11 protein-coding genes are annotated in these 17090 nt (G+C 36.5%); 9 read left to right on the top strand and 2 right to left on the bottom strand.

Annotation, left to right across the window (positions count from 1 at the left end):
- The first annotated feature begins 108 nt into the window (after window positions 1-108).
- Window positions 109-2985 (top strand): type 2 lanthipeptide synthetase LanM, encoded by a 2877-nt coding sequence (gene lanM / locus A5866_RS14045; protein ID WP_086445071.1) that lies wholly within the window; start codon window positions 109-111, stop codon window positions 2983-2985.
- Between the two features lie 81 nt (window positions 2986-3066).
- Window positions 3067-3240, top strand: a complete 174-nt coding sequence (locus tag A5866_RS14050; protein ID WP_176332593.1) for a hypothetical protein — start codon at window positions 3067-3069, stop codon at window positions 3238-3240.
- 51 nt (window positions 3241-3291) lie between these two features.
- Here the strand turns inward: A5866_RS14050 and A5866_RS14055 are convergent, their stop codons facing one another.
- Together A5866_RS14055 and A5866_RS14060 are read right to left on the bottom strand one after the other, a co-directional pair.
- A complete protein-coding gene (locus A5866_RS14055) occupies window positions 3292-3624 on the bottom strand; it encodes a hypothetical protein (RefSeq protein ID WP_086281845.1) in 333 nt (110 codons plus the stop codon).
- Between the two features lie 23 nt (window positions 3625-3647).
- A complete protein-coding gene (locus A5866_RS14060; RefSeq protein ID WP_086445070.1) occupies window positions 3648-3902 on the bottom strand; it encodes a helix-turn-helix transcriptional regulator in 255 nt (84 codons plus the stop codon).
- 709 nt (window positions 3903-4611) lie between these two features.
- On the opposite strand from A5866_RS14060, the gene A5866_RS14065 reads away from it, so the two are divergent.
- The 7 genes from A5866_RS14065 (at window position 4612) to metF (ending at window position 16652) form a co-directional block, all read left to right on the top strand.
- Window positions 4612-7248, top strand: a complete 2637-nt coding sequence (locus tag A5866_RS14065; RefSeq protein WP_086445069.1) for a calcium-translocating P-type ATPase, PMCA-type — start codon at window positions 4612-4614, stop codon at window positions 7246-7248.
- A 679-nt stretch (window positions 7249-7927) separates the two neighbouring features.
- Window positions 7928-9874: a KUP/HAK/KT family potassium transporter gene (locus tag A5866_RS14070; protein ID WP_254907643.1), complete on the top strand. Its 1947-nt coding sequence runs from the start codon at window positions 7928-7930 to the stop codon at window positions 9872-9874.
- Window positions 9875-10003: 129 nt separating this feature from the next.
- Window positions 10004-11302, top strand: coding sequence for a hemolysin family protein (locus A5866_RS14075; protein ID WP_086445067.1), 1299 nt, complete (start codon window positions 10004-10006; stop codon window positions 11300-11302).
- A 138-nt stretch (window positions 11303-11440) separates the two neighbouring features.
- Window positions 11441-12358: an L-lactate dehydrogenase gene (locus A5866_RS14080; protein ID WP_086445066.1), complete on the top strand. Its 918-nt coding sequence runs from the start codon at window positions 11441-11443 to the stop codon at window positions 12356-12358.
- Between the two features lie 39 nt (window positions 12359-12397).
- Window positions 12398-13123: an epoxyqueuosine reductase QueH gene (locus tag A5866_RS14085; protein ID WP_176271346.1), complete on the top strand. Its 726-nt coding sequence runs from the start codon at window positions 12398-12400 to the stop codon at window positions 13121-13123.
- Between the two features lie 400 nt (window positions 13124-13523).
- Window positions 13524-15788, top strand: a complete 2265-nt coding sequence (metE, locus tag A5866_RS14090; RefSeq protein ID WP_086445065.1) for a 5-methyltetrahydropteroyltriglutamate--homocysteine S-methyltransferase — start codon at window positions 13524-13526, stop codon at window positions 15786-15788.
- Entirely contained in the window at window positions 15789-16652 is an 864-nt protein-coding gene (gene metF, locus A5866_RS14095) for a methylenetetrahydrofolate reductase [NAD(P)H] (RefSeq protein ID WP_086445064.1), read from the top strand.
- Window positions 16653-17090: the final 438 nt, after the last annotated feature.

Below are 17090 nucleotides of genomic sequence, written 5' to 3' on the forward strand. Positions count from 1 at the left end.
CTACGATATTTTTATTTACTTTTAAAGAAAATAAAAATACCGTAGTATTTTTGCTACTTTTTTATTATGATTATAAAGAGGAGACACAATGCTAAAGGAGAGAAAACGATGATCGAAGAGTTGACCTATAGTTATGCTACAACCATTTCTGAAAGAATCCAGTGTTGGAGAAACCTACATGTAGACACCGAGGAACCCGTTTACTTAAAGCAATGGCAAGTACGCAAGAGTTTATTACAAGAGTCAGATTATCATAAAATGATGCACCATTATCAATGGAACGAGCAGCAATTTAACAGCGGACTGGTGCCTTTTACAGAAGAACGAGCACAATTATTATTACCAACTGTTGAAAAAAGTGAGTGGTTCCAATTACATAGACAGTTATTTGCAGAGGAAATTCCAATAAAAGAAATGAACTTAGCAGCTGGACTTCGTTTTCACTTAAACTACTATGAACAATATATTAGACGTCTAATACCAAAATACCCATTGATTCAACTACCAGAAAATGTGATCGAGGAATTGATCGAGCAATTATCTGCTGAATTCTTTTTTATTGCGCAAAAAACTTTGGTTTGGGATGTTCATCAAATGATTGAAGAATACCAGTTACAGGCGGAATCAAAAGAAGCAGAATTTGCCAAGTACATTGAAGAATTTCTTGGAGATAAACAACGAACGTATCTTTTTTATGGAGAATATCCGACACTTGCCAGAGTTCTTGCAGTTCGTTTGCGCTTTGCTTGTGAAATGATTGAAGAATTTATTGCTTCGTTGACTAATTCTACTGAACAATTGACAGAAACTTTCGCCATTTCAACACCGATAAAACTTACACAAATAGAATTGGGGCAAGGAGACAGCCACGACCAAGGAAAAACAGTGATTCAATTTCAGATACAGAAGACAGACCTGATTTTTAAATTTAAAAACCTTGAAATAGGTGAACGTTTTAATGCATTACTGTCTTATCTGGAAAAACTAGATACAACGTTGTCCTTCTATAAAATTAAGCGTATTGTCTTACCAACATTTACGATCGAGGAAAAAGTAATCTATCAAGAATGTCAAAATGAGAATGAAGTGATGAGTTTTTATCGAAACTATGGCCAGCTATTAGCAATCGTTTATTGGTTAGGGGCAACAGATTTGCATATGGAAAACTTAATTGCTAGTGGCTCCTACCCCGTCTTGATCGATGTGGAAACGTTGATTCGTCCTGAGATGTTCAAACAAACACAAAAACTATCACGGCAAGTTCGCATCGAAAAACAATCAGTTATCGTCTCTGGTTTGTTGCCACAAAAAAAGCAATGGAAACGTGATCTGGAAATGGACGCTTTATCTGGTACTAAGCAAAAGTTGCCTAAAAAAGTTAGAAGGCTGAGAAATGAAGGCTCTAGTGATATCGCTTTTCAATTAGAGGAAGCGTACATGGAGGGTGCTCAAAATATTCCTCGCTTAGCGGGACAAGATGTAGATTATCAATTATATCGTCACGTGATCCAGGCAGCATTTCAAACAATGAATCAATTATTATTGAAAAATAAAGCTGCTTTTATAGAGAAAGTCAAAGAGTTATTTTCTAATACAACAATCCGATTGATTTACAGAGATACGCAAGATTATGGGAATTTATTGAATTTTACTTTGCATACAGAGAGTATGTCAAACTATATTGAACGGGAGAAGATCATTGAAAACTTATGGGCTAGTAAAATCATTCCAGAAGCGTTGATCCCCTTTGAAGTAGAAGCAATATTGGATCACGATATTCCTTTGGTTACAGCGAACACTTCTTTGACAACAGTTTACACCAATGGTCACAAGCTCCCTGGACTGTTGGCCAAGACACCAATACAAGACACGGTGGAGCATATGGAACAAATAACAGAAAGAACCAGTCGATTTTCCTACCTTTTACTAAAAGAAAGTCTAGGTACATTAGAATATAAAACACAAAAAATACCGATTTCAGTACAAAATAGTCCTATTGAACAACCATTATTGCAAAAGGCTGCTGATATTGGTGATAAGATCATTGATCAGATTGTAGTGGACCAACAGCTTGGCGAAGTTGATTGGATGTCTGTTCTACCAGGTGAAAATGAGGAGGTAGTGATTGCCTATCCAAGCACAGATCTTTATGAAGGGAGTGCCGGAGTCTATTTGTTTTTAGTCTATTTGAACTATTTTGTGCCTAAAGCTAGTTATCAAGATGTAATTGAGCTATTGGAAAAAGAGCTTTTTCAAAATGAACAAGCTGAAAGTTCTTATGAAAGTGCCTTTTTTGATGATGGGATGCGTCTAACCGTTGCTTTTTATGTGACGAGATTGCTTGATGATGAAAAACATCGAGCATACTTACAACAGAGTCTGCAAAACTTGAAAATGGCTCAAGTAATGGAGCATAATCAGTTGAATGAATGGCTTTATGGAAAAGCTAGTTTACTGGCTATTTTGGCAGCCATCTACCGAGAATTTCCAAGTGACGAAGTCTATGGACTGTTAGCGCATTACGCAGATGCTGTAGAGTGTCAGGAAATGGAAGATAGCAGCTTTGCTCATGGTTATGCTGGTGTTTGTTATGGATTGGCTCAAGCCAATCAATTCTTGAAAGAAGCAGCGATTGAAGCAAAACTGGAATGGTACCAAGAAAAAGTTGAAAAAAGTCTTGTACGGGAACCAATACGCAATAATTCTTGGTGTCGAGGGAAAATGGGCATTGAAAAAGTTATCGGGAAATCAATTGGAAAAGTCGAGGATACTTTTGTAGAAGACGATTGTTTATGTCATGGAAATTATGGAAATTCAGATGATTATTTGACTAATATTAATCTATTATCAGATGACGTTATTAAATTGAAGACTGATCCAGCCTGCATTCCAATAAGCCTTTTTTGCGGATTATCGGGAATAGGCTATCAAATATTGAGAGCATATGATTCGTCCAGTGTACGATCCTTGTTATTTATTAAGTAACACAATCTGAAAAAAGAACTTTACTTATTTGAGTAGACGCATTATAATTTAGGTATTAACGCAAGGGGGAAAAAATATATCATGAGAAAATTATCGATTGAAAAAATGGAAACAGCGAAAGATCTAAAAAAAGTGGATGCAGTTGTAGGAGCTTCATTTGAAAGAAGTAAAAATTCTGAAGATACTGCGGATAGATCAGAAACAATTGTTGCAAATACAGTAGGTGGTTGGTCTCGTTTAGTTTGTTGGCCATAGAAATCAATGAAAATAAAAAAGAACTAACGAAAGTTAGCTCTTTTTTTATTTTTAAATTGATTTCTTTAAAATCATAATACAAATAGCTTCAGTACCAGATATAAGCAATACAGCGAAATTCAAAATCCATGAATATGCTAATTCATTGTATGACGCAATATCATAGAACAAGTTACTTAAAGCAAATAGTATAATCAAAGTAATGATAAAAGAAATAAAACTTGCTGTTGATATAATTTTCTTTCCACGTTCATCTTTTCCTTCTTTGCTAAAGAAAAAATAAACTGAGTAAATTATGAATAAAATAGATAGAACAACAACTACTAAACTGCTCCAGTGATTTATAGGCAAGTTATCAAAAAAAGATTTAAGTGATTCAGTCATAATTTATCCTTTCCTTCCGTCTGTTAGTCGGTTACTTCGTTTGTTTGCTCGTCATCTGTTAATTTTTTGAAAGTGAAGATTTGTTCAATCGGCACTTCGAAAACGTCTGCTATGTCATGAGCCAGTAAAAGGGAAGGATTGTACCTATTTCTTTCTAACTGAATGATTGTTTGTCTAGATACTCCCACCTTGTCAGCAAGTTCCTGTTGGGTCATGCGTTTCATGGCTCTGTAGACGTGAATGGAACTCTCAAAAGATGAGTTCTTCTTTTTTGGCAATGCAAATCCCTCCAATAGTCTAATTTATGTATTAAATAAAAAGCGCATAGTCAATATACCATATCTTACTTTCACTTACAAATAACTTGCAGATAAAATCAAAAGAAAAAAGCCAAGCTTCTCGACTAGCTTGGCTTTCGTTACCGGAAGGAATCAGTGTATCGAATGATCATTTTTTACTTTTCGTTATACATGTAAATTAATTAGTTGAATTTCTTGTTCATAAACCAAATCTTGTTTTCATTACATTTCATACATTTCTTTTCTTAAATTTTTTTCAATCAAACAATCTTTATACGTGTTTTTTTGCTTTATTTGGATTGATGGTCCAACTTTTTACACATATTCACTATTTTTTAAAGATGTTTTTATGATTTTTATACTCTACACATATATCTTGATGAAAGGTGAATCGTGTTCTGCTAACAATTTTGCGTTTACTCATATCTACTTCGAGAAATTCTTCAATACGACTGATTGTTCCTCCTTCCTTCTATAATTATAGTAACATATTTAGTAAGCGTTTTCAAGTTAAAAGGCTTCAAATGTAGCAATGATTTTTATACGCTGGGTGATTGGCAATCACAAAAAAGTTACCGGAAAAAAATGAAAATTTAGCCATATTTATTGAAGTTTGAAAAAAAAACATGGTATAGTGAATATAGATACTATATTAATAGAAGGAAAAATTAAAGAATGGGGGGATAGGATGGAAGCATACAAACAACCTATCGAGACAATTATCAAAGAAGTGGATACAGATAAAGAACAAGGATTGACGAAACAAGAGGTCAAGAAGCGGCTTGCTGAACATGGCGCGAACAAGTTTCATGAAGCGAAGAAAGAGTCGATAGTAAAGAAGTTTCTGCATAGTTTATCGGATTTTACAACAATCATTTTATTAGTTGCAGCAGCTATTTCATTTTACACAGCAATTGCTACAGATCACGGGGATTATTTTGAAGGAATTCTGATTATCGCCATTGTGATCATTAATGCAGTATTAGCGATTGTTCAAGAAGGAAATGCTGAAAAATCGTTGGCCGCCCTGCAAGATATGAACAAACAGAGCAGTTCGGTTTTACGTGATGGCAAAGTTGAGACCATTGATGCAGAAGATGTAGTTGTTGGCGATATACTAGTACTAGAGTCAGGATCTATGATTACGGCAGATGCTCGCTTGATCCAAACGGCACAACTTAGAGTAGAAGAATCAGCACTGACTGGCGAAAGTGAACCGATTGAAAAAGACTCAGAGTACATAGGCAAACAGGATGCACCGATCGGCGATCAAATAAACATGGTATTTAAAGGCTGTACAGTGGCAAATGGTCGTGGTCGAGCGATTGTTACGGCAACTGGAATGCAAACAGAGATGGGTAAAATTGCCGGCTTGTTGAATGATGATGGAACCCAACAAACGCCGTTACAAAAACGTTTGAACCAATTAGGGAAACGGATTAGTTTAATTGCTTTAGCTGCTGCGGCTTTAGTATTTATCATTGGTCAGATCCAAGGCGAACCAATATTAGAAATGTTTATGACAGCAGTATCTTTAGCTGTTGCTGCGGTACCGGAAACGTTGATGGTGATCGTGACCTTGACTTTGGCTTATGGTGTACAGAAAATGGCGAAAAAACACGCGATCATTCGCCGTTTACCAGCTGTTGAAACACTAGGGACGGCCAATGTGATTTGTTCTGATAAAACAGGAACGTTGACGCAAAATAAAATGCGGGTCAGACGTGTTTGGTCTCGTGGAGATGAAGTAACGGATACTGAAGATGCGATGACAGATGAAGCAATGGAAGTTTTGAAAATGGCTTCTCTTTGTACGGATGTTATTGTAGATAAAGACGGAGACGATTTAGTCATCCAAGGAAATCCGACCGAAGCTGCAATCGTACGTGCTGTGGAAGAAAATTACCATACTAAGGCTGAATTGGAAGAAAAATACCCAAGAATCGGTGAAATTCCTTTTGACTCAGATCGAAAAATGATGACGACTGTTCATAAAATGGGGAAAAAGTATATTTCTGTCACAAAGGGAGCTTTCGATGTTTTACTGACTCGCTTCCGTTTTGGTGATGTTGAACAAGCGGCTGTAGTAAATGATCGTTTTGGAAAACGCGCTTTACGCGTGATTGCAGTCGGTTATGCGATTTATGATGAAGAACCCACAGAAATCACTTCAGAGGCTTTAGAGAAGAATCTAAGGCTATTAGGCTTGATCGGTATGATCGATCCGCCAAGACCGGAAAGTAAAGGGGCGATTGCTAGAGCGAAAAAAGCTGGAATCAAAACAGTCATGATTACAGGAGATCATGTTGTAACAGCAGGAGCCATCGCCAAAGAATTAGGGATTTTAACGGATAAAAGCGAGGCTTTAACAGGTTCAGAGTTGCAACAAATGTCGGATGAAGAGCTAGATTCACGTGTGAAATCGCTCTCTGTTTACGCTCGGGTAACGCCAGAAGACAAGATTCGTATCGTTAAATCTTGGCAACGGACGGGTGCCGTTGTAGCGATGACAGGTGATGGTGTCAATGATGCACCTGCCTTAAAAGCCAGTGATGTAGGTTGTGCTATGGGGATTACTGGAACCGATGTAGCACAAGGTGCAGCGGATATGATTTTGACGGATGATAATTTTGCAACGATCGTCGATGCTGTTGCTCAAGGTCGAGCTGTTTATCGGAATATTCGTAAAGCGGTCAACTTTTTACTAAGTTGTAATATTTCAGAGATATTTATTGTGCTGATTGCTATGTTGCTTGGTTGGGGAGCGCCGTTCACAGCTGTCCAATTATTATTTGTAAATGTTGTGGCTGATGGTCTGCCAGGGTTTGCTTTAGGGAAAGAACCTGCGGAAAAAGGAATCATGGATGAAGCACCGATTCCAAGAAATGAAGGGATTTTTGCACGTGGCTTATGGCAAAAAATCGGAATCAATGCCTTTGTCTTTACAGTGATTACCTTATTTGGTTTCTATTTAGGGGCTAACGTTGATTCAGTCTCTTACTTTTTCGAAGCAAGTCATGAAATTGGTCAAACAGTAGCATTCTTGATTTTAGCTTACTCATCGATTTTACATGTTTTCAATGTGAGAAGTACGGAGTCAATTTTCAGAGTAAAATTATCAACCAATAAATCATTGTTTGAAATGGCTGTATTGGCTGTGATCATTACAACGGTCATTGCATTATTACCATTTACTCAAGAGCTGTTTGGATTAGTTCCAATTGGTATCAATCATTGGTTGTTAGTAATGGGCTTATCGATCATTCCGATTTTTGTTAATGAAATGATCAAATTCCATTATTCACCAGAAGAAGATACAGAATAAAATAAGCATAAAAAGAACGCTTGAAGTGCTGATTTCTTAGTGGAAATCAAGTCTCCAAGCGTTCTTTTTCATAGATTGAGCTAGATTGAAAGAATGCTTTGAAAATACTATTGAATTTATTTACATAAAAGACTTGCTAAATTGGTGAAGGAGTATTATAGTTGTTATCAAAATCAGTTATTTTTGTTTTTTAGCTGGTATTTTTTTAAATTAACTATAACGAATAATCGATATTTTTATTTGGATGTCCAGATAAAAATCTTAGGGGAGTAGCAGCATAGTTTATCTATGTTTTTAGATCAACAGCAAGTGTGAGAACACTGGTCTAAGAATGAAATTGCGAGACCTAAGTGTAAGGGCCAAGTGTCGTTTCACTTAGGTCTCTTATGTTACTTAAAAAGTGGAATTGGGTTGAAGAGGAGTTCTGACAAGTTTTATTGTTTTTCAGTCAAGGCTGAACGAGCTCTTTCAGCTTTTGTATTATCTAGCTTTGTGGACTAGCTCTTCGGAAAAAAGATAAAATCTGCCTGTGACAAAAAGCGTCACCTTCAGATTTTCCTATTTTTCAGTCAGAGCAGGACGAGCCCACTACGCTTTTAAATTGGAGGAGAATTTTGTGGTAGAGAAGTCAAAAGTTTCGCATCATCAGAAATTGACTGCTGCTGGTCTTTTAGTGGCCATGGGTGTCGTTTATGGAGATATCGGAACAAGTCCGCTTTATGTAATGAAAGCGATCGTTGGAGATAATGGTGGTCTTCAAAATATTTCAGAGAATTTCATTATTGGTGCGGTATCGTTGATTTTTTGGACATTAACGATCTTAACAACGATCAAATATGTTGTGATTGCTTTAAATGCGGATAATCATGGTGAAGGCGGAATTTTTTCTTTATACACACTTGTCCGTAAAAAAGGGAAGTATCTGATCATTCCGGCTATGATTGGTGGTGCGGCGCTATTAGCAGATGGTGTATTAACACCAGCGGTAACGGTGACAACCGCAATCGAAGGATTGCGTGGGATTCCCGTTTTCTTTGATCGGTTTGGAAGTGATCAAAACATCATCGTGATGATTACTTTAGTTATTATTCTTATTCTATTTTCTGTCCAACGTTTTGGAACGGATGCGGTTGGTAAAGCATTTGGGCCAATCATGTTCGCTTGGTTTACCTTTTTAGGTGTGATGGGGCTGATTAATTTTGGTCAAGACTGGACTGTGCTTCGTGCGTTGAATCCGTATTATGCGATCCATCTACTGCTTAGTCCAGAAAATAAACTGGGAATCTTTGTTTTAGGGAATGTCTTTTTAGCAACAACCGGAGCAGAAGCGTTATATTCTGACTTAGGTCATGTTGGAAAACATAATATTCGGGCTAGTTGGCCGTATATCAAAGTGTGCCTTATCCTTAACTATTTAGGTCAAGCAGCGTGGATTTTAAGTGCTAAAAATGATCCGTCAGTTTTAGCGATTGAAAATTTAAATCCATTTTTCCAAATGATGCCAAAGGGTATTATGCTGATTGGTGTGGTTTTTGCAACAGTTGCGGCAGTTATCGCTTCCCAAGCTTTGATTTCGGGTTCCTTTACCTTAGTGTCAGAAGCAATCAAATTAAAACTATTGCCAAGATTAAAAATTATTTATCCGGGTGCCAATATCGGTCAAATGTATATCCCAGCAGTTAATATGATGTTGTGGATCGTGTGTTCATTGATCGTGATTACCTTTAGAACCTCTACACATATGGAAGCAGCTTATGGTCTTTCTATTACTGTAACCATGCTAATGACAACTATTTTGTTAATGTTTTATCTACTACAAAAAGGTGCGCCAAAATGGGTTGCCTATCTAATTACCTTATTCTTTGGTAGTATCGAGTCGATTTTCTTTGTCTCAAGTATTGCAAAATTCTTCCACGGCGGTTACGTTGCGGTAGGGATCGCGCTCTTGATTTTAGCTGTGATGACGATTTGGGAATGGGGCAATATTATTAAAGAGAAAACATCTGATACAGTTCCGCTTAAGCAATATGTAGAACAATTACGGCTGTTAAAAGATGATACAACGGTGCCAAAATCTCAAACCAATGTGGTGTTTATGACTCCTGATACGATTGGGGATGAAATTGGTAGACAAATTATTTACTCTATTTTAGATAAACAACCGAAAAGAGCGAATGTTTATTGGTTTGTTAATGTTGAAGTAACGGATGAACCATTTACAAAAGAATACTCTGTCGATATGATGGGGACTGATTTTATTGTGCAAGTTCAATTGTATCTAGGGTTCCATGTGGCTCAAGAGGTCAATGTCTATATTCGTCAAATCGTGTATGATTTAATGAAAGAAGGTCGTTTACCTAAACAACCGCAAAAATATTCACTGACACCAGGACGTGAAGTGGGGGACTTCCAATTTATTATTATTCGGGAAGAATTATCAAAAGTAACCGAATTGAAAAAATGGGACCGCCAAATCATGCAGCTGAAATTAGCAATCAAAAAGAGAACGACCACACCAGAAAATTGGTTTGGCTTAGAGTATAGTGAAGTGAAATATGAATCTGTTCCATTAATCATTGGCGATACACGAAAGACCAGATTAAGAGAACGGAAAGCTTTATCCTAAATAAAAAGTCTCTGAGTCAAATTTAATGGCTTGGAGACTTTTTTGTAGATACAATAGCTCTTATTCGCACTATCGGTAAAGGACCAGTATAATACTAAATAGAATCAGGAAAAAAATGAGGTGTAAAGAATGCTTGCAATAAATTTTTTAATATTACTGTTAATGATTGCGATCACTGCATTTTTTGTGGCTAGTGAATTTGCATTAGTAAAAATTCGGATGTCACGGTTAGAGCAGTTAAAAAAAGACGGTGTCAAAAATGCAGAATTAGCAATTCACGTGACGCATCATTTAGATGCCTATTTGTCTACAAGCCAATTGGGGATTACTTTAACAGGATTGATCATTGGTTGGGTAGGTGAAGGATCCGTTGCGGCATTACTGCATCCCTTATTAGGTGATCTGCCGATTAGTAGTGCAATCAGCAGTACGATTTCAATTGTTTTAGGCTTTGTGATTGTTACCTACATTGTGGTGGTTGTGGGAGAATTATTTCCTAAAAGTTACAGTATTGCCCAACCAGAGAAGGTTGTTTTGGCAGTTGTGAAGCCACTGCATTACTTTTATAAAGTGATGTATCCCTTTATTTGGTTGCTCAATCATTCGGCTGCTAAATTAGGACAACTATTTGGGATTAAACTAGTCTCAGAAGGAGAAGAAACACTCACTCAAGAAGAGCTGTTGTACGTAGCAGATGACTCCTATAAAAAAGGTGAATTAACAAAAGAAGAATATTATTACATGGAAAATGTATTTGAATTTGATGATACGCTAGCCAAAGAAATTCAGGTCGATCGGACATCAATGGAAGTTTTTGAAGCGGATGAAACAGTAGCTCAAGCCATTCAACATTCGTTAAAGCGAGGACATACACGTTATCCAGTAATCGAAGAGTCTAAAGATAATGTCTTAGGGTATGTGACATTGCCAGCCTTGATCAAGGAGTCATTTATCAACGATCAAAGAAAAGTCAGTGAATTAGTAGAAGAGCCAATCGTGGCGATAACAACGATCCCAATTAAAAGTCTATTGACGATGATGCGTAAAGAAGGAAAACATATTGCGATTTTAAAAGATGAATACGGTGGAACGACCGGGATGGTGACCATAGAAGATATTTTAGAAGAATTAGTCGGAGATATCAGAGATGAAACAGATCTGGAGAACGCTTTGATCGCCAAAGAAGCAGACAATTCTTATATCGTCTCCGGAAAAATCACACTCGATGATTTTGAACGCTATTTTAGAATTAAAATCCCAACCTTTGAAGCCTCTGAAATGTCCACTCTAGCTGGTTTTATTGTAGAACAAAAAAATAATCAAATCGCTGTAGGTGATCAAATCAAGATTGATGGATTTACGCTTGAGGTACTTGATTATGAACATGCGCATATTGATTATTTTAAAGTAACAAAAGCAACTGAATAGAGAAAAAAGTCATAAAGAAAATCAATCATTCTTTGTGGCTTTTTATTTTTCGTTTTCACTGAATAGAACGGAAAAATAGGATTGACGGAAGCGTATTATTCCGATAGGATTAAGAAAAATGGGATAGGAAGTGTTTAAATGCGTAAGGTAGGGATCATCGGGTTAGGACATGTAGGTGCAACATTAGCTTATACAATAGTAACTGAAAACTTAGTTGACGAACTGGTTTTGATCGATAAAGATGAAAAGCTAGCGATTTCTGAAGAATATGATTTATTAGATGCACAAGTTTTTTTGACGGGTAAAACGAAGATTATCATTCAAGATTATCAAGCATTAAGAGACGCATCGGTCATTGTTTTTTGTGCAGGGCAAATCAGTGCACTAGGAGAGGATGGCGATCGATTCAAAGAGCTTGAGATTACTAGCAGAATCGCAGAAGAGACAGCTCCTAAAATCAAACAATCTGGATTTAATGGTATTATTGTGACGATCACAAATCCCTGTGATGTGATTGCAGCTTATATGCAAAAGCTAACAGGTTTTGATACAAATCAAGTATTTGGAACAGGTACAATGCTTGACACAGCACGTATGCAACAAGCTGTAAGCCGTAATGTATCGATCGACAGTCGGAATGTGGGTGGCTATGTTTATGGTGAACATGGAGATTCTCAATTTGTAGCTTGGTCGACTGTGACGATTGGAGATCGTCCCCTATTGACTTGGAATAGTGAACTTGATTTAAACCAATTGGATGAAGCAGTTCGTGCGGGTGGCTGGAATGCTTTTGCTGGAAAAGGTTACACAAGCTATGGGATTGCAACCTGTGGTGCTCGACTGATCCGAATGATTTTGAATGACGCCAAAACAATCGTATCCGTTTCAGCGTATGATGATCAAATGGATAGTTATTATGGGCAACCTGTAGTGATCGGGAAAAATGGGATAGAATCGTTCATCTCATGTCCACTAACTGAAAAGGAGCAAAATAGCTTAAAAGAATCAGTTCAAATTATTAAAAATGGACTAGCGAATTTACCATTTAAGCAGTAAAATAAAGTATCGAACTTGATAAAATGTGGAGGCAATTCATTGATAAATCTAACAGAAATAACGGAGAAGATGTCTCCAAATCAAAAGATAAATTATGACCGTGTTTTACAAAAAGTCATCGCAGAATGGGAAAAAGCAACGATTCGACCTACGATTTTACTTCATAGTTGTTGTGCGCCCTGCAGTACCTATTCACTTGAATATCTGACGCAATATGCGGATGTGACGATTTTTTTTGCGAATTCAAATATTCATCCGAGAGCAGAATATCAGCGTCGGGAAATCGTTCAGCAAAAATTTGTCGAGGATTTTAATCAGCAGACAAACAATCAGGTTCGATTTTTAGCAGCGCCATATGAGCCCAATAAATTTATTCAAATGGTACAAGAAAAAGAGCTAACAGAAGAGCCGGAAGGCGGCAAACGTTGCTCAGCCTGCTTTCAAATGCGTTTGGATATCGTGGCAGAAAAGGCACAAGAATTAGGCTATGACTATTTTGGCAGTGCGCTAACGTTATCACCAAAGAAAAATAGTCAATTGATCAATGAGATTGGGATTGATATTCAAAAGTTTTATGCCACTAATTATTTACCAAGTGATTTTAAGAAAAATAATGGTTATAAGCGTTCAATCGAATTATGCAAAGAGTACGATGTCTATCGCCAATGCTACTGTGGCTGTATGTTTGCCGCAACAAAGCAAGGTGTAGATTTAAAAGCTGTGAATAAAGAGGCGAAAGAATTCTTGGCAAAACAAGAAAAATAGTAAAAAAGATAAGGTTGGGACAGAAGCGTTCAGGCCCGAGAACCAAGTAGGTACTGTGTAACATCAGCTCGTACCTCGCTGTGTTTTACAGAAATAAGCCAGCATTCACTAAAATTGTTCTTCAAATTTTAGTGAATGCTGGCTTATTTCTGAAGGGACTGCTTCTGCATCTACGATTCTCGTTTCACTCCGATCCTCGAAGCATGGAGGACCGTTTGCTCCCACCGTTTATTTGGGATTAGATTGTTTAACAAAAAGAGACCCAACTTTTGTCTTATCATTATCCTTTTTTGATCGTTTGATATAGTTTAAAACTATATTTAATGATAGTAAATAAGTGTTATTCTATATTCTCTTCTCGTGGTAAAGTAATTGAAATACCCTTTGAAGGAGGAAAAGTATGAAAACATCGATTATCGGGTTCCCACGTGTGGGAGAATTGAGAGAATTAAAATTTGCAACGGAAAAGTATTTTAGAAACGAATTATCAGCAGAAGAATTAGAATCAATAGGAAAAGAGTTACGTAAAAAACATTGGCAGCTGTTGGTTGATCAGGGAATCGATTTTATTCCAAGTGGCGATTTTTCATTTTTTGATACCACATTGGATACAGCGGTTTTATTGAATATTGTGCCTAAAAAATACCAAGCGCTACAATTATCACCGTTAGAAACTTATTTTGCCTTGGCTAGAGGTTATCAAGGAGCGTCAGGAGATGTGACGGCCTTGGCAATGAAGAAATGGTTTAATACCAATTATCATTATATGGTTCCTGAAATCGATGATGATACAGAATTAAAACTGGTTGGAGATACATTATTTACCACTTTTAATGAAGGGAAAGATGCTGGGGTTATTACGCGACCAACAATTGTAGGCCCGTTTACCTTATTAAAACTAGCGACGTATCACGGTTCAAAACAGGCACCTGATTTTTATGAGGCGGCGATTAACGCATATACCGAGATTTTCAATCGCTTAGCTGGCTCAGGTTGCCAGTGGCTTCAAATTGATGAACCGGCTTTAGTTTTAGATCTATCCCCAGTAGAAGTGCAACAATTCAAGGGTTTATACCAAAAATTATTGGCTAAAAAAGGTGATTTGAAAATCTTGGTTCAAACTTATTTCGGAGACGTTCGAGATGCGTATCAAGAATTGATCGATTTATCTTTTGATGGTATTGGATTAGATTTTGTAGAAGGTAGAAAAACAGTAAGCCTACTTGAAAAATATGGATTTCCTAAAGATAAATTATTATTTGCCGGGATTGTTAATGGCAAAAATATTTGGAAGAACAACTATAAAGAAACGTTAGCATTGCTTGAAAAAATTAAATCATTTGGTGATGTCGTATTAAATACGTCCTGTTCATTACTACATGTTCCGTTTACCTTAGCCAATGAAACAGGACTAACAAAAAAAGTGGCAGATCATTTCGCCTTTGCTGTAGAAAAATTAGCTGAATTAAATGATCTAAAGCAAATCATTGCAAATAAGGATCTCAATCAAGACCTACTGAATACTAATCTTGTCTTATTCGCACAAGAGCGGTTTTCTAAAAATGAACACGTAGCACAACAAGTCCAAGCGTTGACTGAACAAGATTTTGTTCGCTTACCATCTTTAAACGAACGTGCAGTGGTTCAAAAAGATAAATTAAACCTACCGATCTTACCTACAACAACGATTGGTTCTTTCCCACAAACAAAAGAAGTTAAACAAAATCGGGCAAAATTTAAAAAGGGTGAAATTACTGAAACACAATATACTGATTTCAATAAGAAAAAAATCGCTGAATGTGTCGCTTTCCAAGAAGAAATCGGTTTAGATGTCTTAGTTCATGGAGAGTTTGAGCGTAATGACATGGTGGAATATTTTGGTGAAAGCCTAGATGGCTATTTGTTTACTGAAAAAGCTTGGGTCCAATCATATGGAACACGCTGTGTAAAACCACCAATCATTTGGGGAGATGTTTCACGTTCAAATCCAATTACTGTTTCCTACTCGAAATATGCCCAAACCTTAACGGATAAACCAATGAAAGGAATGCTGACAGGACCAGTAACGATCTTGAATTGGTCATTTCCTCGTGAGGATATCAGTTTAAGAGAGGCAACCTTGCAATTAGCCTTAGCGATCCAAGAAGAGGTATTGGATTTAGAAGCAAACGGTATCGGGATTATTCAAATAGATGAAGCAGCCTTACGTGAAAAACTACCCTTACGCCAAACTGATTGGCATTCTGAGTACTTAGACTGGGCAATACCGGCTTTCCGTCTTGTTCATAGTAAAGTGCAGCCGACGACACAAATTCATACACATATGTGTTATAGCGAGTTTGCGGATATTATTCAAGATATCGATAATATGGATGCCGATGTTATTTCATTTGAAGCTTCCCGTTCAAATCTAAATATTTTAGATGCTTTAAAAACCATTGATTTTCAAACACAAGTAGGACCTGGGGTTTATGATATTCATTCACCTCGTGTTCCTTCTATAGAAGAAATCGAAACAACGATCCATAGTATTTTAAACAAATTACCTATCGAAAAAGTCTGGGTCAATCCTGATTGCGGCCTAAAAACACGAGGTGTGCCGGAAACAGAAGCTAGTTTAAGAAACTTAGTCCTTGCAGCAGAAAAGGTACGTGGAGGGGTGTAAATGAGAACAGATACCTTGTTTAAAGAAAAGACCGTTTTTTCCTATGAGATTTTTCCGCCTAGACGAACAGCGCCGATCGATACGATTTATCATACGTTAGATCGTTTGAAAGGACAACAGCCTGATTTTATCAGCGTTACTTTAGGAGCTGGTGGCACAGCTGCCAATTTAAGCACTGCAGATATTGCGCAGAAAATTCAAGATGAGCAATTTTTGCCAAGCGTGGCACATTTACCAGCTGTAAATTTTTCAAAAGATGAGATCGTGGTTATTTTAGAAGAATTGAAACAAAAAAAGGTAGAAAACATTTTGGCTTTAAGAGGAGATCTTTTACCGGATAGAGAACCCAAAAAAGATTTTTGTTATGCAAATGACTTGGTTTCATTTATCCAAGAACAAGGGGACTTTAATATTATAGGGGCTTGTTACCCTGAAACACATGGAGACTCAGAAAATTCAGTCACAGATATTAGAAATCTAAAACGAAAAGTTGATGCTGGGACCAATCAATTGATTACGCAGCTGTTTTTTGATAATAACTATTTTTACACGTTCAAAGAAAAGTGTGATATTGCTGCTATCGAAGTACCTATTCAGGCTGGAATTATGCCTGTAGTCAATAAAAAGCAAATCGAGCGAATGGTAAAAATGTCCAATGTGACATTGCCAACGAAGTTTTTGAAAATGATGGAACGCTATGAGCATAATCCAGAAGCCATCCGTGATGCAGGAATTGCTTATGCAATCAATCAAATTGTTGATTTAGTGACACAAGGAACCGATGGAATCCATCTGTATACGATGAATAATCCCTATGTGGCACAAAAAATTAGAGAGGCGACACGTAGCTTATTTGATGCATAGCTAAAAAAGTTAAGAACGAGGAGTAAAACTGGTTCTCAGTTTTACTCCTCGTTCTTATTTTTTTGAAGTTATTGAGGTAGGTATATTTTAAATAACCTAAAAATAACAATGATTTTATGTTTTTTTGTATTTTTTTCTCCTGTTTTTTTGCATATTAAATAACAATACAAAAATGTTTTTTTTGTTGATTTTCATAAAATGGTATTTATGTTTATTAATAGAATTAACATATAGTAGTTATATTTTTTTATATATATAATTAGTTTTATTTAAGAATAAACCCTTTATTTTTAAGGGTTTATTCTTGTTTTTTTAAATTATGAAAAACGTATCTAACGAAGTATCTTTGTTTTCTATTTTAGTAAAAAATAATTGAATAGAAAAAAGCGAAAATTCATTGACATAAAAAATAACAATAGGTATAGTTTACATGTGGGC

This window comes from Enterococcus sp. 12C11_DIV0727 (genome assembly GCF_002148425.2).
GTDB lineage: Bacteria > Bacillota > Bacilli > Lactobacillales > Enterococcaceae > Enterococcus_L > Enterococcus_L lemimoniae.

What these genes read in the sequence shown, in the direction of transcription:
- metE (WP_086445065.1), top strand. Translation starts at nt 13,524, where the DNA reads ATGAAAACATCGATTATCGGGTTCCCACGTGTGGGAGAATTGAGAGAA.
- metF (WP_086445064.1), top strand. Translation starts at nt 15,789, where the DNA reads ATGAGAACAGATACCTTGTTTAAAGAAAAGACCGTTTTTTCCTATGAG.
- A5866_RS14055 (WP_086281845.1), bottom strand. Translation starts at nt 3,624, where the DNA reads ATGACTGAATCACTTAAATCTTTTTTTGATAACTTGCCTATAAATCAC.
- A5866_RS14080 (WP_086445066.1), top strand. Translation starts at nt 11,441, where the DNA reads ATGCGTAAGGTAGGGATCATCGGGTTAGGACATGTAGGTGCAACATTA.
- A5866_RS14070 (WP_254907643.1), top strand. Translation starts at nt 7,928, where the DNA reads ATGGGTGTCGTTTATGGAGATATCGGAACAAGTCCGCTTTATGTAATG.
- A5866_RS14065 (WP_086445069.1), top strand. Translation starts at nt 4,612, where the DNA reads ATGGAAGCATACAAACAACCTATCGAGACAATTATCAAAGAAGTGGAT.
- A5866_RS14050 (WP_176332593.1), top strand. Translation starts at nt 3,067, where the DNA reads ATGAGAAAATTATCGATTGAAAAAATGGAAACAGCGAAAGATCTAAAA.
- lanM (WP_086445071.1), top strand. Translation starts at nt 109, where the DNA reads ATGATCGAAGAGTTGACCTATAGTTATGCTACAACCATTTCTGAAAGA.
- A5866_RS14075 (WP_086445067.1), top strand. Translation starts at nt 10,004, where the DNA reads ATGCTTGCAATAAATTTTTTAATATTACTGTTAATGATTGCGATCACT.